26 protein-coding genes and 1 other RNA gene are annotated in these 26,740 nt (G+C 60.6%); 17 read left to right on the forward strand and 10 right to left on the reverse strand.

What is annotated here, in order from left to right; translation table 11 throughout:
• Positions 1-123 precede the first annotated feature (123 nt).
• Positions 124-885: a glycosyltransferase family 2 protein gene (locus NH398_RS12155; RefSeq protein WP_253018760.1), complete on the forward strand. Its 762-nt coding sequence runs from the start codon at positions 124-126 to the stop codon at positions 883-885.
• On the opposite strand, the gene NH398_RS12160 is transcribed toward NH398_RS12155, so the two are convergent.
• Positions 823-1,890 (reverse strand): glycosyltransferase family 9 protein, encoded by a 1,068-nt coding sequence (locus NH398_RS12160; RefSeq protein ID WP_253018761.1) that lies wholly within the window; start codon positions 1,888-1,890, stop codon positions 823-825. The two genes, NH398_RS12155 and NH398_RS12160, sit on opposite strands and share 63 nt — an antisense overlap.
• Before the next feature lie 84 nt (positions 1,891-1,974).
• On the opposite strand from NH398_RS12160, the gene NH398_RS12165 reads away from it, so the two are divergent.
• On the forward strand, positions 1,975-3,093 hold the full coding sequence (locus tag NH398_RS12165) for a glycosyltransferase family 4 protein (RefSeq protein ID WP_253018762.1): 1,119 nt from the start codon (positions 1,975-1,977) through the stop codon (positions 3,091-3,093).
• Here NH398_RS12165 and NH398_RS12170 read toward each other — a convergent pair.
• Positions 3,075-3,818: a 3-deoxy-D-manno-octulosonic acid kinase gene (locus NH398_RS12170; RefSeq protein ID WP_253018763.1), complete on the reverse strand. Its 744-nt coding sequence runs from the start codon at positions 3,816-3,818 to the stop codon at positions 3,075-3,077. The genes NH398_RS12165 and NH398_RS12170 overlap by 19 nt on opposite strands.
• Here NH398_RS12170 and NH398_RS12175 point away from each other — a divergent pair.
• From NH398_RS12175 to waaA, 3 genes are read left to right on the forward strand one after another with little or no spacing between them, the layout of a single operon-like run.
• Complete coding sequence (locus NH398_RS12175; protein WP_253018764.1) at positions 3,817-4,914, forward strand: glycosyltransferase family 9 protein; 1,098 nt, start codon at positions 3,817-3,819, stop codon at positions 4,912-4,914. The genes NH398_RS12170 and NH398_RS12175 overlap by 2 nt on opposite strands.
• Positions 4,904-6,334: a bifunctional D-glycero-beta-D-manno-heptose-7-phosphate kinase/D-glycero-beta-D-manno-heptose 1-phosphate adenylyltransferase HldE gene (gene hldE / locus NH398_RS12180; protein ID WP_253018765.1), complete on the forward strand. Its 1,431-nt coding sequence runs from the start codon at positions 4,904-4,906 to the stop codon at positions 6,332-6,334. The genes NH398_RS12175 and hldE overlap by 11 nt, the downstream gene beginning before the upstream one ends.
• Positions 6,334-7,620: a lipid IV(A) 3-deoxy-D-manno-octulosonic acid transferase gene (waaA, locus tag NH398_RS12185; protein ID WP_253018766.1), complete on the forward strand. Its 1,287-nt coding sequence runs from the start codon at positions 6,334-6,336 to the stop codon at positions 7,618-7,620. Before hldE ends, waaA begins: the two co-directional genes overlap by 1 nt.
• Here waaA and rpiA read toward each other — a convergent pair.
• Positions 7,615-8,286, reverse strand: coding sequence for a ribose-5-phosphate isomerase RpiA (rpiA, locus tag NH398_RS12190; protein WP_159340535.1), 672 nt, complete (start codon positions 8,284-8,286; stop codon positions 7,615-7,617). The two genes, waaA and rpiA, sit on opposite strands and share 6 nt — an antisense overlap.
• 157 nt (positions 8,287-8,443) lie before the next feature.
• Here rpiA and ilvA point away from each other — a divergent pair, with 157 nt between their 5' ends.
• Positions 8,444-9,958, forward strand: coding sequence for a threonine ammonia-lyase, biosynthetic (gene ilvA, locus NH398_RS12195; RefSeq protein WP_253018767.1), 1,515 nt, complete (start codon positions 8,444-8,446; stop codon positions 9,956-9,958).
• A 408-nt stretch (positions 9,959-10,366) separates the two neighbouring features.
• On the opposite strand, the gene NH398_RS12200 is transcribed toward ilvA, so the two are convergent.
• The 3 genes from NH398_RS12200 to NH398_RS12210 form a co-directional block, all read right to left on the reverse strand.
• Complete coding sequence (locus tag NH398_RS12200; protein WP_253018768.1) at positions 10,367-11,002, reverse strand: 5-formyltetrahydrofolate cyclo-ligase; 636 nt, start codon at positions 11,000-11,002, stop codon at positions 10,367-10,369.
• Between the two features lie 6 nt (positions 11,003-11,008).
• Positions 11,009-11,191: non-coding RNA, 6S RNA (gene ssrS, locus NH398_RS12205), on the reverse strand.
• Positions 11,192-11,250: 59 nt separating this feature from the next.
• The gene (locus tag NH398_RS12210) at positions 11,251-11,559 is read right to left on the reverse strand and encodes a cell division protein ZapA (protein WP_159340538.1); all 309 of its coding nucleotides are present in this window, start codon (positions 11,557-11,559) and stop codon (positions 11,251-11,253) included.
• 167 nt (positions 11,560-11,726) lie between these two features.
• On the opposite strand from NH398_RS12210, the gene NH398_RS12215 reads away from it, so the two are divergent.
• From NH398_RS12215 to NH398_RS12230, 4 genes are all read left to right on the forward strand, one after another.
• Positions 11,727-12,305: a YecA family protein gene (locus tag NH398_RS12215; protein ID WP_159340539.1), complete on the forward strand. Its 579-nt coding sequence runs from the start codon at positions 11,727-11,729 to the stop codon at positions 12,303-12,305.
• Positions 12,306-12,329: 24 nt separating this feature from the next.
• Positions 12,330-13,667: a Xaa-Pro aminopeptidase gene (gene pepP, locus NH398_RS12220; RefSeq protein ID WP_253018769.1), complete on the forward strand. Its 1,338-nt coding sequence runs from the start codon at positions 12,330-12,332 to the stop codon at positions 13,665-13,667.
• 90 nt (positions 13,668-13,757) lie between these two features.
• A complete protein-coding gene (gene ubiH / locus NH398_RS12225) occupies positions 13,758-14,996 on the forward strand; it encodes a 2-octaprenyl-6-methoxyphenyl hydroxylase (RefSeq protein ID WP_253018770.1) in 1,239 nt (412 codons plus the stop codon).
• 43 nt (positions 14,997-15,039) lie between these two features.
• Entirely contained in the window at positions 15,040-16,296 is a 1,257-nt protein-coding gene (locus NH398_RS12230) for a UbiH/UbiF/VisC/COQ6 family ubiquinone biosynthesis hydroxylase (RefSeq protein ID WP_253018771.1), read from the forward strand.
• Here the strand turns inward: NH398_RS12230 and NH398_RS12235 are convergent, their stop codons facing one another.
• The 3 genes from NH398_RS12235 to gpmI form a co-directional block, all read right to left on the reverse strand.
• Positions 16,297-17,598, reverse strand: a complete 1,302-nt coding sequence (locus NH398_RS12235; protein ID WP_253018772.1) for a S41 family peptidase — start codon at positions 17,596-17,598, stop codon at positions 16,297-16,299.
• Between the two features lie 102 nt (positions 17,599-17,700).
• Positions 17,701-18,837: a peptidoglycan DD-metalloendopeptidase family protein gene (locus NH398_RS12240; protein ID WP_253018773.1), complete on the reverse strand. Its 1,137-nt coding sequence runs from the start codon at positions 18,835-18,837 to the stop codon at positions 17,701-17,703.
• Positions 18,838-18,842: 5 nt separating this feature from the next.
• Positions 18,843-20,405: a 2,3-bisphosphoglycerate-independent phosphoglycerate mutase gene (gene gpmI / locus NH398_RS12245; protein WP_253018774.1), complete on the reverse strand. Its 1,563-nt coding sequence runs from the start codon at positions 20,403-20,405 to the stop codon at positions 18,843-18,845.
• 254 nt (positions 20,406-20,659) lie between these two features.
• On the opposite strand from gpmI, the gene NH398_RS12250 reads away from it, so the two are divergent.
• From NH398_RS12250 to ruvX, 7 genes are all read left to right on the forward strand, one after another.
• On the forward strand, positions 20,660-21,082 hold the full coding sequence (locus tag NH398_RS12250; RefSeq protein WP_253018775.1) for a rhodanese-like domain-containing protein: 423 nt from the start codon (positions 20,660-20,662) through the stop codon (positions 21,080-21,082).
• Positions 21,083-21,146: 64 nt separating this feature from the next.
• Complete coding sequence (gene secB, locus NH398_RS12255; RefSeq protein WP_044628537.1) at positions 21,147-21,656, forward strand: protein-export chaperone SecB; 510 nt, start codon at positions 21,147-21,149, stop codon at positions 21,654-21,656.
• Positions 21,657-21,659: 3 nt separating this feature from the next.
• Complete coding sequence (locus NH398_RS12260) at positions 21,660-22,427, forward strand: 16S rRNA (uracil(1498)-N(3))-methyltransferase (RefSeq protein WP_253018776.1); 768 nt, start codon at positions 21,660-21,662, stop codon at positions 22,425-22,427.
• 137 nt (positions 22,428-22,564) lie between these two features.
• Entirely contained in the window at positions 22,565-23,269 is a 705-nt protein-coding gene (locus tag NH398_RS12265) for a S1-like domain-containing RNA-binding protein (protein ID WP_159340548.1), read from the forward strand.
• Positions 23,270-23,338: 69 nt separating this feature from the next.
• On the forward strand, positions 23,339-24,295 hold the full coding sequence (gshB, locus tag NH398_RS12270; RefSeq protein WP_253018777.1) for a glutathione synthase: 957 nt from the start codon (positions 23,339-23,341) through the stop codon (positions 24,293-24,295).
• Between the two features lie 66 nt (positions 24,296-24,361).
• Positions 24,362-24,919, forward strand: a complete 558-nt coding sequence (locus NH398_RS12275; protein WP_253018778.1) for a YqgE/AlgH family protein — start codon at positions 24,362-24,364, stop codon at positions 24,917-24,919.
• A gap of 21 nt (positions 24,920-24,940) precedes the next feature.
• Entirely contained in the window at positions 24,941-25,396 is a 456-nt protein-coding gene (gene ruvX, locus NH398_RS12280; protein ID WP_159340551.1) for a Holliday junction resolvase RuvX, read from the forward strand.
• A 12-nt stretch (positions 25,397-25,408) separates the two neighbouring features.
• On the opposite strand, the gene NH398_RS12285 is transcribed toward ruvX, so the two are convergent.
• Positions 25,409-26,434: an aspartate carbamoyltransferase gene (locus NH398_RS12285; RefSeq protein WP_253018796.1), complete on the reverse strand. Its 1,026-nt coding sequence runs from the start codon at positions 26,432-26,434 to the stop codon at positions 25,409-25,411.
• Between the last annotated feature and the right edge of the window lie 306 nt (positions 26,435-26,740).

A 26,740-nucleotide genomic window follows, 5' to 3' on the forward strand; every position in this document is an offset into this window, starting at 1 on the left:
GTGCTAAATGAGGAGGCCAGCTTATCAAAAGACGCGCCTCGTGGCCGTGTTAGCATGTCACTCAACAGGCCTGGAGCACGGATGAACCGTGTGCGCCTTAAACTGAGTGGACAAAGGTGAGACGTGTCTATTTCCGCTGTGTTAATTGTCAAAAACGAAGCGCACCACTTACGTGAGTGCCTGGAAACCCTGACCTGGGCCGACGAAATCGTGGTGCTCGATGCGGGTAGCCAGGATGAGACGTGCGCGATTGCGCGAGAGTTCACTCAGAATGTGAGCGTCAACGCCGACTGGCAAGGCTTTGGTATTCAGCGCCAGCGGGCAGAAGCCCTGGCAACGGGTGAGTGGATTTTGATGGTCGATGCCGATGAGCGCGTGACGCCTGAGCTGCGCGCCAGCATTCAGGCCGCCATTCAGCAGCCGCCCGCTGCCTACAGCGTGAGCCGCCTGTCGTGGTGCTTTGGCCGTTTCATTCGCCACTCTGGCTGGTACCCAGACCGCGTGCTGCGCCTCTACCCGAAACGCCAGGCAGGCTATAACGCTGCGCTGGTGCATGAAAAGCTGGTGGTAGAAGCCGGGCTGGCTGAAAAGCCGTTATCTGGCGACCTGCTTCACTACACCTACCGCGACCTGCGCCACTATCTTGAAAAATCGGCACATTACGCCCAGGCCTGGGCAGAGCAGCGCGCCGCCCAGGGTAAAACGGCCACGCTGTGGCAGGGCATTAGCCACGGCCTAGCCTGCTTTCTCAAAATGTATGTGCTCAAAGCGGGCTTTAAAGATGGCAAACAGGGGCTGTTGTTAGCCCTGCTGTCCGCTCACTCAACCTTCGCTAAGTACGCCGATCTCTGGGTTCGTACGCAGACCTCCGAGAAGCAGCGCTGAGATTTGTTCGGCTGCCGCGTTGAGATCGATAGCGGTCATGTCCTGTTGGTCGGCGCCTGAAGGCGGGCTAAACGCTAAGCGCTTTTCCGCCCGGTTGCAGGTTTGCCAGCGCAACGGCGTGGCGGAGCGTTTAGCCGGATAAAAACCCGCCGTGGCGATGTCCAGGCAGCCTGCGATATGTAGCGGGCCGGTTGAACCGGCAATCAGCATGTCCGCTCCGCCAAGCTGTCGGGCAAAGGCATCGACACCTGCGGTGCTGGGGAAGTGGTCTGCTGCAACGCTCTGTTTGGCAAGCTGCTCCCTCAAATCTTGTGCCTGAGGCTGCTCACTGGGGCCAGCGCTGATCAGCCAGCGTAGTGGCAGGTGCTGGCACTGCTGGTGCACTTGAGTGATCAGTGTGGCGTACTGCGCTACCGATAGATTCACAGCCGAGCCGCCGCTGCCAGGATGAACCACCACCACGTGCTCTGAAGCATCGTTGACCAACGTTTGTCGCTGTTCATAACGCTGCGCGTCATCCATCGGCCAGAAGGGTGGCGAGGGCAGGGTGGAAAGCGTTAGCGAAAGGCGAGCCAGCAGTTCACAGGCCAAATCGACGTTGTACTGGTACTCCGGCTTTGCTGATTGCGAGCGGCGCTGGCGTACCCGTACGTTATAGAACACCTGCGCCCACTTGGTCGCCGGGGCAACGCGCAGCGGAATGCCTGCTTTCATGCCTAGCCAACCAATGCGCGGCGTCGAGAACAGCGTTAGCAGTGCATCGAATTTCGATTGTTTCACGTGAAACAATAGCGCCTGCTGCGCCGCTTTATCGGCTTGGCTGCCGGGGTCGATAATGACCTTATCTACCCATGGGCACGCCTTAGCTAACGGGGCCGTATAAGCGGGTACCAGCACCGTAACGTGGGGAGCAGGCGATGCCTGTTTCAAACACGCCAAGGCTGGCCACGCCAACATAAAATCGCCGATTTTGTCGTTACGCACGACAAGCAGTCTCTGCGCCATGATTTAGGCCCCGTTAATAGCAGCCTGTATACTACAAGAGATTGTAAGGATTGTTTAACAGTGGGCGGCTAGGTAGGGCAAGCGATGGCAAATAAGGTACTGCAACTGTGTCTTTCCGATGGTAAAGGCGGAATGGAGCTATACGTAGACCGGGTGATAGAAGATCTGCTGGCAGAAGGTTGGGACGTCATCGGCATCTGCCTGAAAGACACCAAGGTAGAAACTTACATGCAGCGCAACGGAGTGCCGTATAAGGCCTTTGCGAGCAACGGGCAGGCGCTGGTCAACCTGCTGTCGATACGCCGCTGGTTGAAGGAGGAAAACATCTCCGTCATTCACTGCCATAAATCGAGTGATCTACGCCTCACTACGCTATTAAAAGCGCTGCTACCAAAGCTAAGAATAATTTATACAGATCACGTGGGCGGGCAGCGCCCTAAAAAAAGCGCCTATCACCGTGTTGCCTATGGCAGCGTTGATCGTGTGCTGTCTATTAGCCAAGCAACGTATCAGCGCAATATCCGCAATTTACCGCTTCCCCAGGAGCGGGTGATTTGCTTGCCCCACGGAGTCGATATCGATAAGTACCAGCCCAATCGTGACCCTGCCGCCATTACGGCTAAGCGTGAAGCGCTGGGTGTGCCGGCAGACGCGGTGCTCATCGGGCTGCCGGGCCGGGTGACGCCTGGCAAAGGCCAAGACGTCTGGGTAAACGCGCTGCAAGCGCTTGACCCCACGCTTCACTTTTATGCGCTCTCTATCGGTGGCACCGACTATGCGTCAGGTGGCGTGGAAGCGTTCTATGCCGAGCTGCAGCGCACCATCGCGGGCACGCCGCTGGCGGATAAAATCACCTTTCTAGGGCATCGCAGTGACCTGACCGATATTTTGCCCGTATTGGATGTGGTGTGCATTCCGTCAGAAAACGAAGCGTTTGGCCTGACCATCATCGAATCCATGGCCTGTGGGATGCCGATCATTGGCTCGAATACCGGGTCGTTGCCGGAGCTAGTGGATGCTGATTCCGGCGTGTTGGTAGGCCCGTTTGACGTGCCCGCCTGGCGCGACGCCATGGACACACTCATTCGTGATGCGGCCACACGTCAAGCGATGGGGCGTGCCGCGCGTCAACGCGTGGAGGAGCACTTCAGTAACAAGCAGCACGTGAAGCGCTTAATGGAGATTTACACGGCGTCTGCATAGCCTGCGTAAAGCGGTGCCATCAGATTTTTCACTTGGCTAGGGGCAAACTTCACCACCGAGCGCTCCAGCCGCTGCAGGTTACTTGCCTGCCACTTGCCTGGCGGGCGCAGGCGGCAGCGGTCGAGATCGATCAGCCAGGGCTTGCCTGCTTCATCCACCAGAATGTTGCGGGCGTTGAGGTCCACGTGGTCCAGGCCTGCTTGGTGAAAACGCTTAATCATTGCGCCAACGCGCTTTAGCAGCGCCTCGTCAGCTTCACCATTGGTGAGCAGTGAGGCAAGTGCCCGAGCGCCGGGAATGCGCACGGTCAGCAGCGCCGCTTCGTAAGTAAGCCCAAAGCGTGTGACACAGCAGGCCACCGGGCGGGGCACGGGCAGGCCTTGCTCATACAGCGCGGCGGTTAACCGCACTTCACGAAACGCTCGGGTGCGCTCGACCCCCAGCCATATATAGCGTTGCTGGCTAAGTTTGGCGATCAGCCCGCCGCGCTGGTAGGGCCGCAGCACCCACTGTTCGTCGTCGCGTGCTTGCAGGAACAAACTGCTACCACGGCCCGGCGCTTCGCCGACCACCAAGTGACGCGCTCGCCAATACGCCGCTTCAAACAGCGCCGTGCTCAAGGGGTGAGTAGGGGAGGACAGTTGGTGTGATGCGCAGGCGTCACTTAAACTGTCAGCATCATGTAGAATCAGCCCATTTTTCTGCTGGAGTGCCGCTAAGCGCATGAAGCCCTCTCTGCCTGCTCAACCAAACCATATTGCCATTTTGCGCCTCTCCGCGTTGGGAGACGCATGCAATCTCGTGCCCACGGTGCGAGCGCTGCAGCGTCAGTGGCCGAACGCGCGCATTACCTGGATTATCGGCAAGGGGGAGCACAGTTTACTGGCGGGGCTTTCTGGGGTCGAGTTTGTTGTGTACGACAAATCGACGGGACTCTCCGGCATGCGCGCTATCTGGCGTGAGCTGGCGGATACCCGCTTTGATGTGCTGCTGCATATGCAGCAGGCCATTCGCGCCAGCGTGCTCTCGCTGGGGCTTAAAGCCAATGTGCGCGTCGGCTATGACAAAGCCCGCGCCAAGGATGCCCAGCACTGGTTTACCCAACACCAGCTAGCGCCCCATGCCAACGCCCACGTGCTGGAGTCATTCATGGACTTCGCCCGTTTACTGGGCGTCGAAGACGACCGCCTAGAGTGGAATCTCGCCGTGCCCGCAGTGGCCTATGAGGAAGCCCGCGCTATCAGCGGCGACGCCCCTTATTTAGTGATTAACCCTTGTAGCAACGCGCGTTTGCGCAACTTCCGCAACTGGTCGGTGGAAGGCTACGCCAGCGTGATTGAACACGCTTGGGTGCATCACGGTCTGAAGAGCGTACTCACCGGCGGCGGCAGCCCGCTTGAGCGGGAAATGGGTGACCATATCGAAGCGCTCTGCCAGTCAGGAAGTGTGATCAACGCCATTGGCGGCACCTCGTTGAAGGGCGTATTGGCGCTGATCGATAACGCCCGAGCGGTGATCGCGCCGGATACTGGCCCGGCTCATATGGGCAACGCCATGGGCACGCCAACGCTCGGCCTTTACGCCACCACCAACCCTGAGCGGGCCGCCCCCTACTTGTGGCGCGATTTTGCCGTCAATGCCTACCCCGATGCGGTACGCACCTACCTGCATAAATCGGTGGACGAGGTGAGCTGGGGGCAGCGAGTACGCCATGCCGATGCCATGGACTTGATCAAGGCTGACGATGTGATTGCCAAGCTAGACGCGCTGCTGGCGCATACCGCAGCGCAGACCACAACAGGACCCTCGGATGAAAGTTGATTTAACCGCCCTGGAACATGCCCGCGTACTGGTGGTAGGCGACGTCATGCTCGACCGCTACTGGCACGGCGGCACCTCGCGGATCTCCCCAGAAGCGCCGGTGCCCGTGGTACGCGTGGAAGATGCCGACGACCGCCCCGGTGGCGCGGCCAACGTAGCGCTCAACGTGGCGTCCCTAGGCGGCCATGCGGCGCTGGCGGGGGTCGTGGGCGAGGATGAGAATGCCGAGCTGCTCACCAAGCGCTTGGCTGCATCCAATGTAAGCACTTACTTTCAGCGCAGCCCAGAAATACCAACGATTACCAAGCTGCGCGTGATGAGCCGTAACCAGCAGTTGCTGCGCCTGGACTTTGAACAGCGCCTCGACAGCGTGGATACCAGCGCTCTGTTGGCACAAGTAGAAAAGGCTCTGCCTGAGTGCGATGTGGTGATTTTGTCGGACTACGGCAAAGGCACGCTCAACCAAGTGGAGCGGCTAATCGAGATGGCTCGCCACCACGGCAAGCGGGTGCTGATCGACCCCAAGGGCCAAGACTTCACCAAGTACCGGGGAGCCAGCCTGATTACCCCCAACTTGACCGAGTTTGAAGCCGTGGCAGGCCCATGCGCCACCGACGCCATACTGGCCGAGCGAGGCGAAGCGCTGCGTGCTGAGCTGGAACTTGAAGCGCTGCTGATTACCCGCAGCGAAAAGGGCATGACGCTGATTCGTGAAGGCCATGCACCGCTGCACCTGCCCACCCGTGCCCAGGAAGTGTTCGATGTGACCGGTGCCGGTGACACCGTGATTGGCCTGATGGGGTTAGCGCTAGCCGCTGGCCACTCGCTGCCGGAAGCAATGATGCTGGCGAACCTCGGCGCGGGCCTAGTGGTGGCCAAGCCGGGTACCGCCACGCTCTCCATTGCCGAGCTCTACACCGCGCTGCACGGCGATAAGCTGGCCGAATTTGGCGTGATTACGCAGGCAGCATTGGTGGAGGCCGTGCGCGCCGCGCAGCGTCGCGGCGAGCGTGTGGTGATGACCAACGGCTGCTTCGATATTCTGCATGCGGGCCACGTGGGTTACTTAGAGCAGGCCAAGCGCCTAGGTGATCGACTGATTGTGGCGGTGAACGACGACGCCTCCATTGGTCGCTTAAAAGGGCCAAAGCGCCCCATCAACCCGCTGAACCGGCGGATGCAAGTGCTGGCCGGGCTCGGCGCGGTGGATTGGGTGGTGCCGTTTAGTGATGACACGCCCGCCGCCCTGATTGAGCAAATACTGCCGGATATCCTGGTCAAAGGCGGCGACTACCGCCGCGAGGATATCGCTGGCGGCAGCGCCGTGATTGCCAACGGTGGCGAGGTGAAAGTGCTGGGTTTTGAGGATGGCGTGTCCACCTCGGCAATGATCAGCTCGATTCTGGATCGCGAAAGTTAATGGCGCTATCCCGCTGGCCGCGATTGGCCTATTCGGCGGTGCTGTATGGGCTAGCGCCGCTGATTGGCTGGCGCATCTGGCGTGAGCAAGTACCCACTTACTCGCGGCTTCAGCGGCTGGGGATACGCCTTGAACCACTGCCGCCCGTGCCGCGCATTTGGCTGCATTGTGCCTCGGTAGGCGAGGTACGCGCTGCCCGCCCGCTGATCGAAAAGCTGCTGGCGCGGTTTCCTCACCATAGCCTGCTGCTGACCACCATGACCGCCACCGGTGCCCAGCAGGCGCTGGCGCTGATCGCAGAACAGGGCGCTACCGATCAGCCTCGTCTTGCCCACCGTTTTCTGCCGCTGGATTTCCCGGGCGCGGCCAAGCGCTTTGTGGCCCGCGTGCAGCCTGAGCTTGCCATCCTGTTTGAAACCGAGCTGTGGCCCAATCTGCTTCACGCCTGCCACCGGCAGGCGGTGCCTGTTGCAGTGGTCAACGGCCGACTATCGCCCCGCGCGTTTGCCCGCTATCAGCGTCTTCGCCCGCTGATGCACAGCGCCTTAGCCAACGTGACGTGGCTTGCCGCCAAATCGTCAGAGGATGCCGCGCGCTTTCAAGCGCTGGGGTGTGCGGCCGACGCCACCACCGTGGTGGGGTCGCTGAAGTTTGAACAAGCACTGCCTGAAAAGGCGCTGGCAGAAAGTGAGCGCTTACTTCAGGCTTGGGGGGAGCGGCCCGTCTGGGTCGCGGGCTCTACCCGCGACGGGGAAGAAGCGCTGCTGCTCACGGCCCACCGCCAACTGCTTAAACGCTTTCCAGACGCACTGCTGGTACTGGTGCCTCGCCATCCTCAGCGATTTGACGAGGTGGCGGCACTGTGCGAACGCGAGGGCTGGAAGGTCAGTCGCCGTAGTCAGCAGCAACCCGTTACACCCGCCACCCAGATTTACCTGGGCGATACATTGGGTGAGCTGGCGGCGCTGTACGGCGCGGGGAGCGTGGCTTACGTAGGAGGAAGCTTGGTGCCGCTGGGCGGGCACAACGTATTGGAGCCTGCCGCACTGGGTAAGCCCGTGCTGTGTGGGCCGTCGCTGGAGAACTTCAGTGATGTTGCCGAGCCACTGCTGGCGGCCAAGGCGCTGACCGTGGTGGATACCCCAGAAGCGTTGGCAAGCACCCTGGCAGAGTATATCGCCTACCCTCAACGTGCTCGGCAGGCGGGTGAGGCAGGGCAGGTGGTGATCGAAGCCCATCGCGGGGCGCTGTCGCGCACCCTGGATGGGCTGGGTCGCTATTTATAGCGCCGTCCGCTCTACCCCTTCTGCTTTGCCGAGCAGCAGTACGTCGGCTCCGCGTGCGGCGAACAGGCCGTTGGTAACAACGCCGACGATGCTGTTAATGCGCGCTTCCATGGCGACCGGATCATCGATCATAAAGTTAAAGCAGTCGATGATATGGTTACCGTTATCGGTCACCACGCCCTGACGATAGACGGGCTCGGCGCCTAGCTTGACCAGCTCCCGCGCCACGTAGGAGCGCGCCATGGGAATCACCTCCACCGGCAAGGGAAAGTGGCCCAGCTGTGGCACGTATTTGGAACCATCGGCGATACAGATGAAGCGCTTGGCGCAGGCGGCGACGATCTTTTCTCGAGTCAGCGCTGCACCGCCGCCTTTGATCATATGTAGGTGAGCATTCACTTCGTCTGCACCATCTATGTAGAAAGGCACGTCACCCACATGGTTCAGTTCAAATACCTCGATGCCCAGGCCTTTGAGTCGTTCGGCGCTGGCTTCCGAGCTGGCCACGGCGCCTTTGAATCGGTCACGCAGAGGGCCTAAGCGGTCGATAAACAGGTTGGCTGTCGAACCCGTGCCGATACCTAGTACCGTCTCTTTTTCCAGGTGCGGCTCAATTTCGCGAATAGCGGCATCCGCCACAGCGGCTTTTAGTTCATCTTGTGTCATGATGGTTCCAGTATCAGGGAGGCAGTCGCCCTTAGTATAACGGCCTAAACGGCGAGTGCCGATGGAAACGCCGCTAGACGTTGCCAGTCGTAATCTGCTACCAATAAAGGTTTTGTTCGCACCCGCCAGGGCCACGTCATTTTTCTGGGATGTCAGCATGCTCGAAGCAACCGTCAAAAAGATCCTCCAAGCCCGCGTTTATGAAGCCGCTTGTGAGACGCCCATTTCGCCCGCTCCCTTTTTGTCGCGTCGTTTCAACAACCAGATTTTGATTAAGCGGGAAGATTTGCAGCCGGTCTTTTCGTTCAAAATTCGCGGGGCCTACAACAAAATGGCCCAGTTGACCGATGAGCAGAAAGCCAAGGGCGTGATCGCCGCTTCCGCGGGCAACCACGCACAAGGGTTGGCCATGGCAGCCAAGCTGATGGGAGTGAAAGCGGTGATCGTCATGCCACGCATCACGCCAGACATCAAAGTACAGGCGGTGCGTGCCCGTGGGGCGAAAGTCGTGCTGAAAGGCGATGCCTTTGCCGCCGCTGCCGAACACGCCCAAGAGCTGATCAAAGAGCATGGCTACACTTATATTCCCCCGTTCGACGATATCGACGTGGTGGCCGGGCAAGGCACCATTGGCGTCGAGATTCTGCGTCAGCACAGCGGCCGTTTGGATGCAATCTTCATCCCCGTGGGCGGCGGCGGGCTGATTGCCGGGGTGGCTGCCTACGTGAAGTACCTGCGCCCGGATATCAAAATCATCGGTGTGGAAGCGGAGGATAGCGCCTGCTTGAAAGCTGCGCTGGACGCCGGTGAGCGCGTGGTGCTGGACCAGGTGGGCGTCTTTGCCGAAGGTGTGGCGGTCGCGCAAATTGGCGAGGTGCCGTTCTCGCTGGTGCGTGCTCTCATCGACGATGTGATTACCGTGAATACCGATGAAATGTGCGCCGCGGTGAAAGATATCTTCGAGGATACCCGCGCCGTCGCTGAAACCTCCGGCGCGCTGTCGTTAGCGGGCCTAAAGAAGTACGTGCAGCAAACCGGTGCAGAAGGCGAGACGCTGCTGTGTATTAACTCGGGCGCCAACACCAACTTCGACCGTTTGCAGCATATTGCCGAACGCACCGAGCTGGGCGAGCAGCGCGAAGCCATTCTGGCCGTCACCATCGCCGAAAAACCCGGCAGCTTTAAGAAGTTCTGCCGCACGCTGGGCAAACGCATGGTGACCGAATTTAGCTACCGCTATGCCGACGATAGCGAAGCGCACATTTTCGTTGGCGTACAGGTCAAGCCGGGTGGTGAAGACCGCCAAGCGGTGATCGATAAACTGCGCGAAGGCGGTTATCACGTCGAAGATTTGACCGATAACGAGTTAGCCAAGCTGCATATTCGACATTTAAGCGGCGGCCGCCCCAGCGAGCGTTTCGAAGAAGAGCTGTATCGTTTCGAGTTTCCAGAGCGTCCCGGGGCCTTGATGAATTTCTTAACCCAATTGCCACACGACTGGAATATTTCGCTGTTTCACTATCGCAATCATGGGGCCGCTTATGGGCGTGTACTCGTGGGAATGCAAGTGCCGAGCGAAGACCGGGTTCACGTGACCGAGTACTTAGATGCCATCGGTTACCGCTACTGGCAAGAGAGCGACAACCCCGCCTACCGACTCTTCATGGCGTAACGTAATGTAAGTGCCCGCTAACGGCGCAAGCTAGAACTGCTAGGCAGTTGAGGGAGTCTGAAACGTTTAATTGCGGGGCTAAAATAGTGCTTTTAGCAGTTGTCATCGAGCCCCTTATGGCCCTATAGTCGTGATCGAAATTAATGAGGTGTGTCATCTTCCCAAAATGAAAAGCTTGGTGACGCACTAAGGGCATTTGGCAACTGCGAAAGACGTTGGAGAAGAGGCATGCGGCGTAGAAAGCCTGATATGGTGATGGCATTGACAGTGGTGTTTTTGCTCGGTGTATTAGCCACTGGATATGCACAGGCGCTGTCGGGGAGTTAACCAACGGTTAATGATAGCGCGCTCAGCACTCATGCTGCACCTACTGGGTGACTAGATAACAAAACGGGCTGATCCTTGTGATCAGCCCGTTTTGTTTGGGCGCGCCACGCCGATATCGCTGGCGACCGCAGTGAGCGGAATATCCCAAGGTTCCACGGGCAGCGCTTCTACCTGCTGGCAGGCGTGGGCCACGCCAATCAGCGCAGGCGCAGGCCCCGGACGACGCATAAACGCCAAACTGCGGTCATAGAATCCGCCGCCCATACCCATCCGGTTGGCCTGCTGATCGAACCCCACCAGCGGCACGATGAGCGTATCCAGGGCCCAGGCGGGCAGCCGATGGCGGCGCTGGGCAGCAAATCGGGGGCAGGGCTCAGCAATGCCGAAACGATTGTTGATCATCGGGGTGTTGGCATCATACGCCACGAACCAGAGGCGGTTGCCGCTAAACGGGCGAAGTACGGGCAGGTAGATGGCCACACGGCGTTGGCGTAGCCAAGGAATCAGTGGCGTAGGATCGATCTCGCCATTGACCGGCAGGTAGAGGCTGATGCGCTTGGCGCGACGAATTTCAGGAAGCTGTTTCAAGCGCTGACACAGAGCCAAGGCGGCTTGCCGTTGCTGCTGGGCGGAGAGCGCACGGCGGCGGCGTTTCAAATCGCGCCGAAGGGCCTGCTTGTCGCTAGGTGAGGTAGAGGTCATCTCGCGAAAGGTCATCACAAAGTGTTCCCCAGAATGCCGCTGTCGTTCTGGCCCTGAACCTACTGGTTCAGGTGGGTGGCCGCAGCCAAACCGTCAGGCTTTCCGACGCACGGACATGCACACGGGTCTGGCTAGCATTTGGCCCCCTGGGTACTGCGCATAGGCTCGAGGGACTATAACGACTGGCGTACATCCCAGAGAACACCGCTATCCTAACAGAGCCGCTGCCAATGCCAAAGTCTCGGTTGCAGTGGGCGAGCCGCTCAAGGCTCTTTGCGCGGCCGGGCACCGGCCAATGCACGTTCGAGCCGGTCGTTCAAACGGCTAAGGTTGGCTTCACCCGCACGGTGCTCATCCAGCGCTTCCAGCAGTTCATGGGTAATATTGAGCGCGGCCATGATTGCGATGCGCTCGCTGCCCAGGACGCTGCTTTGGGCATGAATGCCGTGCATGGCGCGGTCCAAATAGCGAGCAGCGCGTTCGAGCTGGGCTTCTTCGCCGGTGTCGCAGGCAATCATATAGCTGCGACCCAGTAGGGTAATCTCTTTCGTTGGCCGCTTTGCGTGACTCATCAAAGGCTCCAGCACGGGCCAGCAAGGGGCCCGATGCGTTAACATCACTACATAGGAAGGATAGACGGCGTTCACTATAAGAGAGCCGCTCATGCGGGGTCAACGCGCAGGCACCCCGCCCTATCCCTGTGGTCATACCTTCATCTTTGGTAAAGCGAGCAAGAATCATGTCATTGATTGACGAGCGCCAGGATTTTTCTGACGTAGCGGATGTATTTTTACTCCACGGCAGCATGCAGTCCCCAGCCTTTCTGGATGGACGACTGTGCGGCTTGTTGGCGCTGCGCGATGTCACCGCCGACGCATGGCTGGAAGAAGTGTGCCTCAGTCTAGGGGTAGAGCAACCCCGTGACCCGGCCAGCGCCGAGCGCCTGTTAGGCTGGCGGCGCCAGACGTTGGAAGCATTGAGCGCGAGCGATATGAACTACGCGCCGCTGCTGCCCGACGAGCTGTTCTCTCTTGCCGAGCAGGCACAGGGGCTGAAAGAGTGGACATTGGGTTTCATGGAAGTGATCGAGGACGTCGCCGACGACACCCTGCGGGAGCGCTGGTCGCAAACCCTAAAAGAAGCGATCGATGACCTGGAAGGCCTCGGTCAGATCGAGACCGACATCGACGATAGCCCCGAGAACGAGAACGATCTGTTTGCCCTGACCGAACACGCTCGGATGGCGGCCATGCTGCTTTATACCGAACAGCATCCGGGGCAGCCCCAGGTAGAGCAAACCGACGCCCCCGTTCATTGAGCCACCACGCCTAAAGGAGCCGTTATGCCCACGCAACTGCCTCGCCCCGCTGCCATTCAGCCTGAGGAGTACCGCCAGCGTCGAGAGAGGCTCATGGCCAAGCTGCCGAGCCATGCTGCGCTGCTGGTGCCTGGGGCGTCTTTGGTGACCCGCTCCCACGACAGCGAGTACCCCTTCCGCCAGCAGAGCGATTTTTACTACTTGACCGGCCTTCAGGAGCCGGAGGCGCTACTGCTGCTGTTGCCGGGCCGTGCCGAAGGGCAAAGCGTGGTGTTCTGCCAAGACCGCGACCCCACCCTGGAAGCCTGGACCGGCCGCCGTTTAGGGGCGCAGGGCGTTGTCAGCCAGCATGGCCTCGACCAAGCGTTCGAAAATGCCGAGCGTGACGCTCTGCTGCCCACGCTGCTCGATGGCCGTGAGCTGCTTTATGTGCCGCTGGATAATCCCGACGCGCTGAGCATTGCCGAAGACGCGTTGGCCTACTCGCAGGCGGGCATGCGCCGTGGCAAGCCCGCGCTAAAAGGCTGGTTGGATAGTCGCCCGCTGATTCACGAGATGCGCTTGATCAAAAGCCCCGCCGAAATTGCACTGCTGCGCCATGCGGCGGCGATTTCCGCTCAGGCCCACGTGCGCGCCATGCGCACCTGCCAAGCTGGGCTGAGCGAATATCAGCTCCAGGCCGAGCTGGAGCACACCTTTGTTTGGCACGGCGCTAGCGGGCCTGCTTACAGCACGATCGTCGGCGGCGGGGCCAATGCCTGTGTGCTGCACTATATTGAAAACAGCGATGTGCTGGAGGAAGACACGCTGGTACTGATCGATGCTGGGGCAGAGTTCGATCTCTACGCAGGTGACATCACGCGCACCTTTCCGGTCAGCGGTCGCTTCAATGACGCTCAGCGGGCGCTCTACCAAGTGGTGCTCGATGCTCAAGTGCGCGCGGTGAATGCCATCGCCCCCGGCGCGACGTTAGCGGAGATCCATCAAGGAGTCGTGGCGGATCTCACCGCTGGCCTCATCGAGCTAGGCCTGCTGTCGGGCGACGTGCAAGCGCGTATCGATGACGAGAGCTATCGGCGCTTCTATCTTCACTCTACCTCGCACTGGTTAGGGCTGGATGTCCACGACGTGGGTACCTATCGCCTCGACGAGGCCACTCCACGGCCGCTGGAACCTGGCATGGTGCTGACCGTCGAGCCCGGCCTTTACATTCCCAGCGACGACGATATTCCCGATGCTTATCGCGGTATCGGTATTCGTATCGAGGATAACGTGGTGGTCACCGACCAGGGCCATGACATCTTGACCGCGGACGTACCGAAACAGGTGGCCGATATCGAGCAGTTAATGGCGAATAAATAACCAGCTGCATCACGCGGCTAATTGATTATGTAAGCTACGTTACGAAATTACGAATCGCAGTGATCGTGTGATATGAACGAGGAGAGGCCAATGCATGGGGCTGAGCAGGGACCACGTCCACAAGCGCCGTCGCCCACCCATGACATCGTGATCGTGGGCGGAGGGCTGGTGGGGGCCAGTTTGGGCTGTGCATTGGCACCGCTCATCGAGCGCCACGGTTGGCGGGTCGCCATCATCGAAGCCAATGCGCTACCGCAGAGCACTGAGGACACGACGTGGCAGCCGAGCTTCGATGCCCGGGCAAGCGCCATTGCCGAAGGCTCGGCGCAGCGCTTTCGCCAGCTAGGCGTGTGGGAAGCGATGCAGGTCGAGGCCACACCGATCCATCGTATTCATATTAGCGAGCGGGGCCGTTTGGGCGCGACGCGCCTTAATGCACAAGAGCTAGGCGTCGCTGCCTTGGGGCACGTGATTCCCAACGCCTGGATGGGGCGCGTGCTGCATCAAAAGCTGCAGCAACTGCCTATCGAGTGGTACTGCCCGGCCACGGTGGCACGGCTAACGCCCACGGCCAGCGGCCACCATTTGCGGCTTTCCGATGGAAGCGAGCTAACGGCGGCGTTGACCATTTTGGCCGATGGCGGCCGCTCGGGGCTGAAGGAGCAGCTCGGAATCGCCAGCCGCCGTCACTCCTATGAGCAAACGGCGGTCATTGCCCATGTGGGCATTAGCCAGCCCCATCAAGGGGTTGCTTACGAGCGCTTTACCTCTGAGGGGCCCATCGCGCTGCTGCCACTGCCGGGGCAGGCCATGGAGCTGGTCTGGACCCACGCCAGCGGCAGTGAAGGCACTCGAATGGCGCTGCCGGATGCAGCGTTCTTACGCCAGCTTCAGCAGGCGTTCGGTGACCGCGTCGGGCGCTTTACCCGCGTTGGCCAGCGGTTTAGCTATCCGCTGTCGCTAGTGACGGCAGAAGAGCCCGTTCGCCCCGGCTTAGCCGTGTTGGGCAATGCGGCCCATGCGCTGCACCCGGTGGCTGGCCAGGGCTTCAATTTAGCGCTGCGCTCGGTGATGGATTTAGTGGAAGCGCTCTCCCAAGGTGCTCAGCAGCAGCGCTCCTTGGGAGATATGAACACGTTGCAGGCGTTTGAGCGCCGCCGCGCCCAAGACCGCGCCAACGTGATCCGTTTTAGTGACGGCTTAGTGCGGCTGTTTGGTTACTCGTGGCCGCTGCTGCCCCACGCCCGTGGCGCTGGGTTGATCGGCCTTAATTTGATTGGCCCGCTGCGCCGTGGCTTGGCACGCCGCGCGATGGGCCTGGAGCGCTGACGCTCTCATCCAGCGCCCTCAATGACCCAAGCCAAGGAGTGTTATGACAACGCAATCACAAGCAGCTAAGCCGCCCGTCACGCGTTTCGATGCGGTAATTGTTGGCGCGGGTATGGTGGGCGCTGTGCTGGCCGTGCTATTGGCAGAAGCGGGAATGCAGGTGGCGCTGGTGGAAGCCAAGGTATCGACGCTGCACCTGGATGACGTCGCTGGCGAGATTCCCGCCCCCCGCGTCAGCGCGCTGACCCCGGTGTCCCAGCGACTGCTCACCCATTTGGGTGCCTGGCCCGCCATGCAGACGGCACGCGTCACGCCGTACCGTTACATGGAGGTATGGGATGCCGAAGGCAGTGGTCATATTCGCTTCTCGGCAGACGAAGCGGGGACCGCCGTGTTGGGTCATATCGTCGAGAATGACGTGACGCTGGCCGCGTTGAACGAGCAGGTCGCCAAGCAGCCGACCCTGACGCGCTTGAATGGCGTGCGGGTAGAGGCGCTGCAAACCACGGCGCGTGGCCGCTGGCTGGTGCTCGACGATGGCCGACAGCTGCAAACGCCGCTGCTTGTCGCGGCCGATGGTGCGCGCTCTGCCTTGCGCGCGCTAGCGGGCATCTCGGTAGCGGAGGAGCCCATGGCGCAAGAGGCCGTCGTCACCACGGTGCGCTGCGCACAGCCCCATGGGGCCACCGCACGGCAAGCCTTTATCGCGGGTCGTCCACTGGCGTTCTTACCCCTCACCGTCGACGAGGATGATCGCTACTGCTCCATTGTCTGGTCCACCACGCCTGAACATGCCCAAGCGCTGACGGCGTGCTCGGCAGAGGCGCTGGGGCAGGCGCTGGGCGAGGCGTTTGATCATCGTCTGGGTGATGTCATGCCCGTGGATAGCGCCTATCGGTTTCCGCTGGTGCAACGCCACGCCCAGCATTATGTGCAGCCCAACTTCGCGTTAGTCGGCGATGCCGCCCACAGCCTGCATCCGCTGGCCGGGCAGGGCGTCAATTTAGGATTGATGGACGCGGCAGTGTTAGCGGAAGAAGTGGTCTTAGCTTGGCGGCGCGGCGCGCCGTGGGGCAGTGTGGCCACGCTGCGTCGCTACGAGCGTCGTCGACGCTTCGATAACAGCGCTATGCTGGGCTTGATGAAGGGGTTCAAGGGGCTGTTTGGCAGCCAGCATCCGGTGTTTACGCTGGCGCGCAACGTGGGTATGAGCGGTATGAACCAGCTCGTGCCGCTTAAACGCTTGGTAATGCGGCAGGCGACCGGAGAGCGAGGCCGCCTGCCGCTATCGTGCCGCTAGCTAGCCGCGACGACGATCCACCACGTTCAGCGCTTTCAACAGGTTCAGCGCTTCGCTGAGCTGGTAATCCTCGCGCAGCCGCTGAGACATGGCGGCGCGCTCGGTTGGCATATCGCTTTGGCTGCCTAGATGGCCGTCTAAATCCGATTCGCGGATTTCGCGACGCCCTTCCGCCACTTCCAGGCGGCCGCGCACCACTTCGACGTCCGGCTCGATGCCTTGCGCCTGGATCGAGCGGCCATTCGGGGTGTAGTAAAGGGCGGTCGTCAGCTTCAAGCCTTCTCCATTGCCCAGCGGCATGATTTGTTGCACCGAGCCCTTACCGAAGCTCTCGGTCCCCATGATGACGCCCCGGCGCTGATCTTGCAGCGCGCCCGCGACGATTTCCGCCGCCGACGCGCTGCCGCTGTTGATGAGGACCACGAGCGGGATGTCGCCCGCTGGTGTATCCGGAGACGCCGAAAACGACATTTCGGTATCCGAGAGTCGCCCTTCGGTATACACGATCAGCCCATCATCGAGGAACAGATCGGCGACGCCCACCGCTGCCTGGAGGACGCCACCGGGGTTATTGCGCAGATCCAGAATCAAACCTTCCAAGGGCTGCTCTCGGGCCATACGCTCGAGAGCACGGCGAGCCTGTTCGGGCGTGCGGGACTGAAATTGGCTAATGCGCAAATAGCCGTAGCCGGGCTCCAGCACCTCTTGCTTGACGCTCTCACTGCGGATCACTTCACGGGTGAGGGTGAACTCCCGCGGTGACTCTTCGCCGGAGCGCAGAATCGTCAAACGCAGTGGCGTGCCGGGTTCGCCACGCATCAAGTTGACGGCTTCCTGCAGTGAGAGGCTATCGGTGGGGGTGCCATCGATGGCCACGATGATGTCCTGAGACAGCAGGCCTGCCCGGGAGGCGGGCGTGTCATCGATGGGAGTGACAACCATCAGTTGGCCATTTTGGGTGCCGACTTCGATACCGATGCCGCCAAACTCGCCCTGCGTGGATTCCCGCAGGCTTTGGTACTCCTCTTCATCCAGGTAGGCCGAGTGGGGGTCGAGCTCGCTGAGCATGCCCCGCATGGCGTTGCGCAGCAGCGTGCGGTCGTCGACCTCTTCGACGTAACCGCGTTTGATACGCTCGAAGACCTCGGCGAAGGTTTGAATCTCCTCCAACGGCAGGTCATCGGCGACGCTGTTCGCCGGCTGGGCGGCCAAGGGGAGCGGGGCAGCCAGCAGCGCGAGCGGAAGCAGGGTGGCCAAGAAACGCTTGGCAGGGGCCGATACCTCGGTAACAGATAGCGTCATGCGGACTCCGCTAGGCGAAAGGCAGCGCCAGTGGCACTGCGCGGGTTGTGAGGGTCATGGTCAAGAGAGTAACTATAAAGAGAGTAGCATCAGCTTATCCCGTCAACGGCGCGCAATCCAACGTTGCGGATTAATGGGTTCCCCGCCTCGCCGCACTTCGAAGTAGAGCGCTGGCCGGGGCTGCCCGCCGCTGTTGCCCACCCGGCCAATAGCGTCGCCACGATTCACCTGCTGTCCGGGGCGGGCGCTGAACTGCTGCAGGTGCGCATAAAGCGTCATGATCTGGTCGCCATGGTCGATGATCAATAAGTTGCCGAACCCTCGCATCCAATCGGCGAAGACCACGCGACCCGAGTGGACCGCCGTGACCGCCGTGCCTTCGCTGGCCTGAATCACGATACCGTTGTAGTGCACCCCATCCCGCCGCTGAAAGCTGGCGGTGATGCTGCCCTGCACGGGCCAGGGCAGATCCCCTTGCGTGCGGGTGATGTGCGTAGTGGGCGTGGGCTCTGCCAGGCGTGCCAATTCGGCTTGAATCGCGCGGAGCTGCTGCTCTGCCTGCTCGCGGCTCTGGTTCAGGTCGGCCAAGCGTTCCGCCTCGCTCCCGTAGCGATCATCGAGCGTATTGACGACGCCCCGGCGCGCTTCGGTGCGCTCGGCGAGTAGGGCGCTTTGGGTCTCCAGCTCGTCCGCCAAGGTATCCAAACGCGTTTGGCGCTCTGCCAGTGCTTGTTCGGTATCGGCAAGTGCCGTGTCCAGCCGCGCAATATCGGCCAGGCGCTGCTGGCGCGCCTGTGTCAGCCGGTTCAAATAGGCCTGCATACGGTCCAGCTCGGCAGGGTCGCGTTGGTTGAGCAACAGCTTGAGCTGGGGCGTAGGCCCTAGCCGATAGAGCGCGGCGAGTTGCTGCCCGAGCGCTTGATACTGAGCTTCCCGTTCGCTCTGCAAGCGTTCGCGGTGCTGACGTAATTGGGTGGTCTCGTCATTGAGCTGGCGCCGCTCCGCCTGAAGCTGGTCCAGCCGCTGGTGGGTCTGGGCGAGCTCGGTTTCCACCGCCTTTAGCTCGCGTTGAGCGCTATCGCGAGCTTGGCCGGTCGCGCTGAGCCGCTCGGCCATGGCGTCGATCTCCTGCCCGAGCGCATCGAGCTGCTCACGAGCAGCGCGTTCGTCCGGCTGCGCCAAGGCGGGCTGCTGGCCCAAGGCCAGCAGCAGAGTGGCAAGGGCGAGTGGTCGCCACATGGGCATTACGTGAAGCGCAGCAGCGGCGTGCCGGTCATCGCCTCAGGCTGTGGTTGATTCATCATGGTCAGCAGCGTGGGGGCCAGGTCGCACAGGCGGCCGTCGTCGAGTTCTGCCGCCCGCTCTCCCACGTACACCAGCGGCACCACAAACGTGGTGTGAGCGGTTTGCGGGGCGCCGGTTTCCGGGTGGACCATCTGTTCGGCATTGCCGTGGTCGGCGGTAATCAGGCAGGCTCCACCCGCGCGCTCGATTGCTTCCACCACGCGGCCAACGCAAATGTCGACGGTCTCGATCGCTTTCACGGCAGCGTCGAAATCCCCGGTGTGGCCGACCATGTCGCCATTGGCGTAGTTGCACACCATGAGATCGAAACGGCCGCTATCGATGGCCTCCACAAGCTTGTCGGTAATCTCGAACGCGCTCATTTCCGGCTTTTCGTCGTAGGTTTTCACGTCGCGGGGGGAAGGCACCAAGATGCGCTCTTCGCCTTCGTATTCGGCTTCGTTACCGCCGGAGAAGAAGAATGTCACGTGGGGGTACTTCTCTGTTTCGGCAATGCGCAGCTGGGTGAGGCCACGCTTGGCCACCACTTCGCCTAGGGTGTCGGTGAGGTCGGTAGGCGGAAACGCCGCAGGGGCATCGATGTCGGCGGCGTATTGGGTCATCATCACCAACCCATCGCCCGCCAGCGTTGGGCGCACCTGACGCTCGAAGCCGTCGAAGTCTGCCTCGGTGAAGGCGCGAGTGAGTTCGCGGGCGCGGTCGGAGCGGAAGTTCAGGAACAAGGCGGCGTCGCCATCCTGTAACGTCACGGCGTTACCGTTGCCCGGTACGCGCGTGGCGGCGACGAACTCATCGGTTTCGCCGCGTTCGTAGGCGTCACGCAGGCCGCTTTCCGCGCTGGTGGCGGTGTACTCCGCGTGGCCGTCGGTGAGCAGGCGGTAGGCTTGCTCGACGCGTTCCCAGCGGTTGTCGCGGTCCATGGCGAAGAAGCGGCCAATGATGGACGCGACAAAGCCGTTATCGGCACCGACCAGTTCTGCTAGACGGGCGTTGGCGCGCTCGATAGACGCCAGCGCGCTTTGCGGCGGCATGTCCCGGCCATCTAGAAAGGCGTGTACATAAATGCGCTGGGCACCGCGTCGCGCCGCCAGCTCGGCCATGGCGATAAAGTGGTCTTCGTGGCTGTGCACGCCGCCGGGTGAGAGCAGGCCGAGCAGATGCACGGCACGGCCATTGGCGACCGCGTCGTCGATGGGCTTGGTGAGCACCTCGTTGGTGTCCAGGTCACCCTCTTCGATGGCTTTGGTGATGCGCGTGAAGTCCTGGTAAACGATACGCCCGGCACCCAGGTTCATATGGCCGACTTCGGAGTTGCCCATCTGGCCGTCGGGTAGCCCCACATGACGGCCATCGGTATGCACGAAGGCGTGGGGGCGGTTGGCCCATAGCGCGTCCATCACCGGCGTATTGGCCGCTGCCACGGCGTTGTGAGCACTATCGGGGTTGTGGCCGTAGCCGTCTAGGATGATCAGCGCCACGGGGCGCGGTGCAGGTGATGCCATGAAAGAATCCCTCGTTTGTGGGTCAGCCAAGCGACGTGAGGTACTGTTTGAAACGCTGGTGAGGCCAGCTCCGCCAGTTTTCAGACAACACCTGATAATCGGGGTCGCGACAGGCGCGCGCTTGGGGCATCATAACGCAGGCAGCCGTCGGGCGTCATGGCCTGCGCGGTATGCCCTGTGACGTGTATACTTGTCGCGTTTCTGAGGGCGGTGACGCCGCTTTTTTCTGCATAGACCAAGAGATTGTGTTCGCGATGATCGATCAGCTGTTCGAATTCGTAATGAACCACCCCCTTCTCGTAGGGGTATTTTTGCTGGTGCTCATAGCGTGGATCGTTTACGAAACGCGCAGCGCCTCCTCGAATGCGGTGTCCTCTACCCAGGCCACGCAGCTCATCAACCGCGAAGACGCGGTGGTGCTGGACATCCGTGAGAGCAAAGACTTCAAAGCCGGCCACATCGCAGGCGCTCGTAACATTCCCCAAAGCAGCCTGGATAGCCGCATGAACGAGCTGGAGAAAGTGAAGAGCCAGCCGATCATCGTGGTGTGCAAGCATGGCCAAAGTTCTGGCGCTGCCCAGGCAAAGCTTGCCAAAGCCGGGTTTGAGCGGGCAATGAAGCTGCGCGGCGGCATGATGCAGTGGCAGGCGGATGGCCTTCCGGTGGTCAAGAAGTAAACGAGAGCATACGTCGCGGTAACGCCGCACCCCTTTTTAATGGATGAACAATCAGGAGTATCCCATGGCGGAAGATAACAACACCCCGCAGGCAGGCGCCGCAGAAGGCGAAAAGCCTCAGCTGAAATTCTCGTTACAGCGTATTTACGTGAAAGACATTTCTTTCGAAGCGCCGAACTCTCCATCCGTGTTCAAGCAAGCGTTCAAGCCGAAGGTCAACCTGGACCTCAATACCACCAGCCAGAAAGTGGCCGACGACCAGTATGAAGTCGTGGTGAAAGTGACCGCACAGGTCAACGACAGCGAAACCGGCACTACCTCGTTCTTGGCGGAAGTCGAGCAGGCGGGCCTGTTCCGTATTTCGGGCATCGAAGGCGCACAGCTCGAGCAAACCTTGGGTGCATTCTGCCCCAACCTGCTGTTCCCGTACGCCCGTGAGTGCGTTGATAACCTCGTCAACCGTGGTGGCTTCCCGCCGCTGATGCTGGCGCCGGTCAACTTCGAAGCCATGTACGCTCAGCGCAAGCAGCGCGAAGCGCAGCAGGCCAGCCAAGCGGCTGAGAACACGCACTAACCCATGTCGGACACGCTGACCGCCGCCGACTGGCAGGCCCAACACGGTAAAATGCCCCGCCTGTATGTGCCTGCCGAGTTAGCCGCGGGCACGACGCTGTCACTCCCTGACGGCCCGGCCAAGCACGTGACCCGCGTACTGCGCATGGGTGAAGGCGCGCCGCTGATCGTATTCGATGGTAGTGGGCACGAGGCGGGCGTGCGGTTAGCCGAGGTGAGCCGCAAGCAGACGACCGTGACCGTGGAAGCGGTATGGGCGGGTAGCGGCGAGTCACCGCTGGCGGTGCATCTTGGGCAAGCGATTTCCAAGGGCGATCGCATGGATTACGCCATTCAAAAAGCCGTCGAACTCGGAGTGGCGGCGATTACCCCGCTCTATACCGAGCGGGGCGATGTGCGTTTGAAAGGCGACCGTGAAGAAAAGAAGCTGGCGCATTGGCAGGCCGTGGCGGCCAGCGCCTGCGAGCAGAGCGGCCGGGCAGTAGTGCCGCCTGTTCACCCCCCGCAGACGTTAGGCGAGTGGCTGGCCGAGCGCCAAGAGCCGCTGCGCTTGATGTTGCATCTAGCGACGGGTAACGGCTTTGCTCAGTCAGAGCGGCCTACGTCCGCCGCGCTGCTGATCGGTCCGGAAGGCGGGCTGAGCGACACGGATATTCAGGCTGCGACGGCCAGCCACTTCACGCCTCTCACCCTGGGGCCGCGAGTTCTGCGCACCGAAACCGCTCCCGTTGTTGCGCTCACGCTCTTGCAGCACCACTTCGGCGATTTGTAAGCGCTCACTATCGAACCGCTGCCGTCTTTGCTGCGGCAGCGGTTTTTTGTATCCGGCGCTCGCGTCACTCGACGCCGCTTTGCCTTGCTTTGGCAAGGTACCATAATGAAGATCTACTTCCTGTAAGGACGGCACCCATGGTCCGTGAATCACACGCCACCCCTCGATCTGTCAGCGATGCGTCTGCCCAACTGGGCGATGTGGCCTATTTAACCGTGACGGCGGTGAACAGCACCGGGGCGTTTTTGCGTTGGGGGCAGCCCAAAGACGTGCTGCTCCCTTATAGCGAGCAGCGCTTTCGCCCCGACCCCGGCAAGCGGGTGCTGGTGATGCTGTATAGCGACGACCAGGGGCGACCGGTTGCTACCATGCGACTCGACCGTTTCCTAACGGACGACGCCTGGGCGTTAGAGAAAGGCGACGAAGTCGATGTGGTGGTGGCCGACCGCACGGATTTAGGCATGAAAGTGGTGGTCAATCACCGCTACTGGGGGCTGATCTACCAAGACGACATCACTCAGCCGTTGCGCCGTGGGCAGTCGCTAAAAGGCTTTGTGAAACAGCGCCGCGAGGATGGCCGCGTGGATATTTCGCTGCTACCGCCCGGCGCCGCACGTCTGGACGTGGTGGGTGACAAAGTGCTAAAGGCGCTGCGCGAAAGCGGTGGCTATTTACCGCTAGGCGATAAAAGTTCGGCGCACGATATCAAAACGCGACTAGGGGTGAGCAAAAGCGCCTATAAACAGGCGATTGGCCGACTCTATAAACAGCAGTTGATCACCCTGGCGCCGGATGCGATCCGCCTGGTACCCGGTGCGCTCTCCGATACGTCGGATACCTAGCCGCGGTTGGAGCCGTGCCTGCAGTGCGGCATACTGATGACCTATTGATCCTGCATGGACTGTATTTCGATGAGCCAATCAACGTTGCATCTCGGTGTGGTGATGGATCCCATCAGCGACATCGCGTACAAGAAAGACACCACCTTAGCCATGCTCTGGGCCGCCCAAGAGCGCGGCTATACGCTCCACTACATGGAGCAGGACGATCTTTTCTTGCAGGCGGGTAAGGCCTATGCGCAGATGCGTCCTCTCACCGTGCACCGCAACCCTGAACACTGGTACGACCTAGGCGAAGCGACTCAACGCCCGTTGGCCGAGCTGGACGTAGTGCTGATGCGAAAAGACCCGCCGGTGGATGCCGAATTCATCAACGCGGTACACCTGCTGGGCTTTGCCGAGCGTGAGGGCGTGCTGGTGGTGAACCCCACCGCCGCGCTGCTGCAGTGTAACGAAAAGCTCTTTGCTCAGCAGTTTCCCCAGTGCTGCGCGCCGACGGTCGTCGCCAGCCGCGATGACGTGCTACGCGCCTTTCATGCCGAGCATGGCGATGTGATCTTCAAGCCGCTCGACGGCATGGGCGGCACGGGGATTTTTCATATTGGCCCCGAGGGCCGCAACATTGGCGCGGTGATCGAACAATTGACCCTACGCGGTCAGCGCCAAATCATGGCCCAGCGCTACCTGCCGGACATCAAGGATGGCGACACGCGGATTCTCTTGGTCGATGGCGAGCCGGTGCCCTACGGGCTGGCGCGCATCCCATCGGCGGGCGAAACCCGTGGCAACCTGGCCGCAGGCGGGCGCGGCGTGAGCCGTGAACTGACCGAACGCGACCACTGGCTGATTCAACAGGTGCAGCCGATGATTCGTGAGAAAGGCCTGATGTTCGTCGGCCTGGACGTGATTGGCGACTACATCACGGAAATCAACGTGACGAGCCCTACCTGCGTTCGTGAAATCGACGATCAGCGTGGCACCGACATTTCCGGAATGCTGCTGGACGCGATCGAGCGTCGTCTGGCTTAACCGGTCACGGCGCACCCGCCCTATGACGCGAGGCTTGCCGAACCATCGGCAAGCCATAGGAGACGCATGCAAAGTTTAAAGCACCATTTTTTGATGGCGATGCCCCATTTGGAAGACCCCAACTTCGCGGGCAGCCTGATCTATCTATGTGATCACGACCACAACGGTTGCATGGGCGTGATTGCCAACCGCCCAATGGACATCACGCTAGATGCGCTGTTCGAGCAGCTTTCACTAGGAGGCGACGATAGCCCGCATCGCAATGCGCCCGTCTACTACGGCGGCCCGATGCATAAGGATCGTGGCTTCATCCTCCACATGGGAGATAGCCAAGCGTGGGATTCCAGCATCCAGGTGGAGGACGGTATCGCGCTGACGACCTCCATGGATATTCTGCAAGCCTTGGCAGACGGTACCGGCCCCGAACACTTCCTGGTCTGTTTAGGCTGCGCGGGGTGGGACGTGGGGCAGTTGGAAGAGGAACTCAAAGAGAACGCTTGGCTGACCGTCGAAGGCCAGGGCAGCGTGCTGTTCGATACGCCTCCTGCAGAGCGGCTAGCGGCAGCGGCCGGTATTTTGGGTGTCGATCTCAATTTGATGACGCGCAACGCGGGTCATGCATGACCTGTGTGGAGAAGACCTAGCATGGCAGAGCAAGGGCAGCGTCTCATCTTGGCCTTCGATTTCGGTACGCGCCGTATTGGGGTCGCCGTGGGTAACGAGTTGCTCCACAGTGCCCGTGAGTTGCCGCCGCTGACGGCGCGGGATGGTATACCCGATTGGCATTTGGTCACGCGTCTCATCGAAGAGTGGCAGCCAGACCTATTCGTCGTCGGCTTGCCGCTCAATATGGACGGCACCGAGTCATTGATGAGCACCCGCGCCCGCAAATTTGGCAATCGCTTGCACGGCCGTTATGGGAAGCCCTGTGAAATGGTCGATGAGCGGGGCTCGACGCGCGAGGCCAAGCAGATTGCGCGTGCGGCGGGCCACCGAGGCAACTACCGAGAAGAGAGCGTGGATGGCATCGCCGCTGTACTGATTTTGGAAGGTTGGTTTGCCCACCAGGAAGGCCTTCCCGGTGGGCGCAGCGCGTACTGATCCAGCACAGTATTAACGATCGAGCGTGCCGGTTTGAGTGGGCACGAACCAGCGGACAGGTCGGAGGTCTTTCTCGATCAGGTCATCCACCTTGAGCAGCGTGGCAAAAATCGCCATCCGCATGGGGATGCCATTATCGGTTTGGCGGAAAATCGCCAACCGCGGGTCGCCGTTCAAATCGACGTTCAAATCATTGGCGCCAGGGCGGCTATCGCGGGGCAGCGGGTGCATTACGATCGTGCTTTGACTGCAGCGCTGGTCAAGAAAATCGCGGTTGACCATAAAGTCATCGGAAAGCCCCTGGAAGCTCTCGTTCATTTCATCTGTAAAGCGCTCTTTCTGAATGCGGGTGGTGTACACCACATCTAAATCGGCAAAGTCACTGGCCAATGAGTCGCGTTGCTCAATGCGATGCCCGCGAGAAGCCACTAGATCAATTAAGTAGGAAGGCATCTCCAACCCTGGTGGCGACACCAGCGTAATGCGCAGCGGGTCATAGAGTGACAGCAGCTTAATCAGCGAATGCACCGTACGCCCATATTTCAAATCACCGGTTAGCAGAATGTGCGCCCCACTCAAGCGCTTACCCAGCCGCTGGAACTCCTTGTCGATGGTATAAAGATCCAGCAGTGCCTGGCTGGGGTGTTCGCCTGGGCCATCGCCACCGTTAATGACGGGGACATGGGTGGCGGCGGCGAATTCGGCTACCGAACCTTGGTCTGGGTGACGCATCACGATCGCATCGCAGTAGCCGCTCATGACACGGCTGGTGTCGTAAAGCGACTCGCCCTTGGCCATGGACGAGAAGGTAAAGCCTGTGGTGTCGCACACGCTTCCCCCCAGTCGGCAGAACGCGGCATTAAAGCTCACCCGTGTGCGAGTGCTCGCTTCAAAAAACAGGTTGCCCAGCACGGCCCCTTCCAACACCCTCGTCACCTGGCGGCGACTAGCAATCGGCTCCATGCGTGCCGCCACGCGTAATAAGTGATCAACGCTCTCGCGGTTTAATGAATCGACGGTTAATAGGTGCTGGCTCATCATGGACCTCATCATAAGTGGGCGTGGGTGAAGGTGGCCGCTGTATTAAGGCGCTAAGTGTAACCGCCAATCCAGACGTGCCGAAGCGGTTTCCGCTATCCAATATAAGTGGGCAGATGTTCTGGCCGAGACTTTTTTCGACTATTTGATAATTAGCTCTTGCCAACCCGGCTTTGAACCCGTAAAGTACGCATCCGCTGCCGGGGACGCCAAGCGTTACCAGCGGTGAATGAGGTTAAAAACCTCTGGTTTGTCAGGAAGTTAGCACCGTCTCGTTATTGATTGGATCGCTCGCTTCACTCGCTG

This window comes from Halomonas sp. CnH100-B (genome assembly GCF_024124605.1).
Taxonomy (GTDB): domain Bacteria; phylum Pseudomonadota; class Gammaproteobacteria; order Pseudomonadales; family Halomonadaceae; genus Vreelandella.

Bases quoted from the DNA above. Each gene is read 5' to 3' on its own strand.
- ruvX (WP_159340551.1), top strand. From the start codon at position 24,941: ATGGCAGAGCAAGGGCAGCGTCTCATCTTGGCCTTCGATTTCGGTACG.
- waaA (WP_253018766.1), top strand. From the start codon at position 6,334: ATGGCGCTATCCCGCTGGCCGCGATTGGCCTATTCGGCGGTGCTGTAT.
- NH398_RS12265 (WP_159340548.1), top strand. From the start codon at position 22,565: ATGGTCCGTGAATCACACGCCACCCCTCGATCTGTCAGCGATGCGTCT.
- ilvA (WP_253018767.1), top strand. From the start codon at position 8,444: ATGCTCGAAGCAACCGTCAAAAAGATCCTCCAAGCCCGCGTTTATGAA.
- NH398_RS12165 (WP_253018762.1), top strand. From the start codon at position 1,975: ATGGCAAATAAGGTACTGCAACTGTGTCTTTCCGATGGTAAAGGCGGA.
- rpiA (WP_159340535.1), bottom strand. From the start codon at position 8,286: ATGACACAAGATGAACTAAAAGCCGCTGTGGCGGATGCCGCTATTCGC.
- pepP (WP_253018769.1), top strand. From the start codon at position 12,330: ATGCCCACGCAACTGCCTCGCCCCGCTGCCATTCAGCCTGAGGAGTAC.
- ubiH (WP_253018770.1), top strand. From the start codon at position 13,758: ATGCATGGGGCTGAGCAGGGACCACGTCCACAAGCGCCGTCGCCCACC.
- NH398_RS12215 (WP_159340539.1), top strand. From the start codon at position 11,727: ATGTCATTGATTGACGAGCGCCAGGATTTTTCTGACGTAGCGGATGTA.
- NH398_RS12250 (WP_253018775.1), top strand. From the start codon at position 20,660: ATGATCGATCAGCTGTTCGAATTCGTAATGAACCACCCCCTTCTCGTA.
- NH398_RS12230 (WP_253018771.1), top strand. From the start codon at position 15,040: ATGACAACGCAATCACAAGCAGCTAAGCCGCCCGTCACGCGTTTCGAT.
- NH398_RS12210 (WP_159340538.1), bottom strand. From the start codon at position 11,559: ATGAGTCACGCAAAGCGGCCAACGAAAGAGATTACCCTACTGGGTCGC.
- NH398_RS12285 (WP_253018796.1), bottom strand. From the start codon at position 26,434: ATGAGCCAGCACCTATTAACCGTCGATTCATTAAACCGCGAGAGCGTT.
- gshB (WP_253018777.1), top strand. From the start codon at position 23,339: ATGAGCCAATCAACGTTGCATCTCGGTGTGGTGATGGATCCCATCAGC.
- NH398_RS12200 (WP_253018768.1), bottom strand. From the start codon at position 11,002: ATGACCTTTCGCGAGATGACCTCTACCTCACCTAGCGACAAGCAGGCC.
- NH398_RS12235 (WP_253018772.1), bottom strand. From the start codon at position 17,598: ATGACGCTATCTGTTACCGAGGTATCGGCCCCTGCCAAGCGTTTCTTG.
- hldE (WP_253018765.1), top strand. From the start codon at position 4,904: ATGAAAGTTGATTTAACCGCCCTGGAACATGCCCGCGTACTGGTGGTA.
- NH398_RS12275 (WP_253018778.1), top strand. From the start codon at position 24,362: ATGCAAAGTTTAAAGCACCATTTTTTGATGGCGATGCCCCATTTGGAA.
- NH398_RS12175 (WP_253018764.1), top strand. From the start codon at position 3,817: ATGAAGCCCTCTCTGCCTGCTCAACCAAACCATATTGCCATTTTGCGC.
- NH398_RS12260 (WP_253018776.1), top strand. From the start codon at position 21,660: ATGTCGGACACGCTGACCGCCGCCGACTGGCAGGCCCAACACGGTAAA.
- NH398_RS12170 (WP_253018763.1), bottom strand. From the start codon at position 3,818: ATGCGCTTAGCGGCACTCCAGCAGAAAAATGGGCTGATTCTACATGAT.
- secB (WP_044628537.1), top strand. From the start codon at position 21,147: ATGGCGGAAGATAACAACACCCCGCAGGCAGGCGCCGCAGAAGGCGAA.
- NH398_RS12240 (WP_253018773.1), bottom strand. From the start codon at position 18,837: ATGTGGCGACCACTCGCCCTTGCCACTCTGCTGCTGGCCTTGGGCCAG.
- gpmI (WP_253018774.1), bottom strand. From the start codon at position 20,405: ATGGCATCACCTGCACCGCGCCCCGTGGCGCTGATCATCCTAGACGGC.
- NH398_RS12160 (WP_253018761.1), bottom strand. From the start codon at position 1,890: ATGGCGCAGAGACTGCTTGTCGTGCGTAACGACAAAATCGGCGATTTT.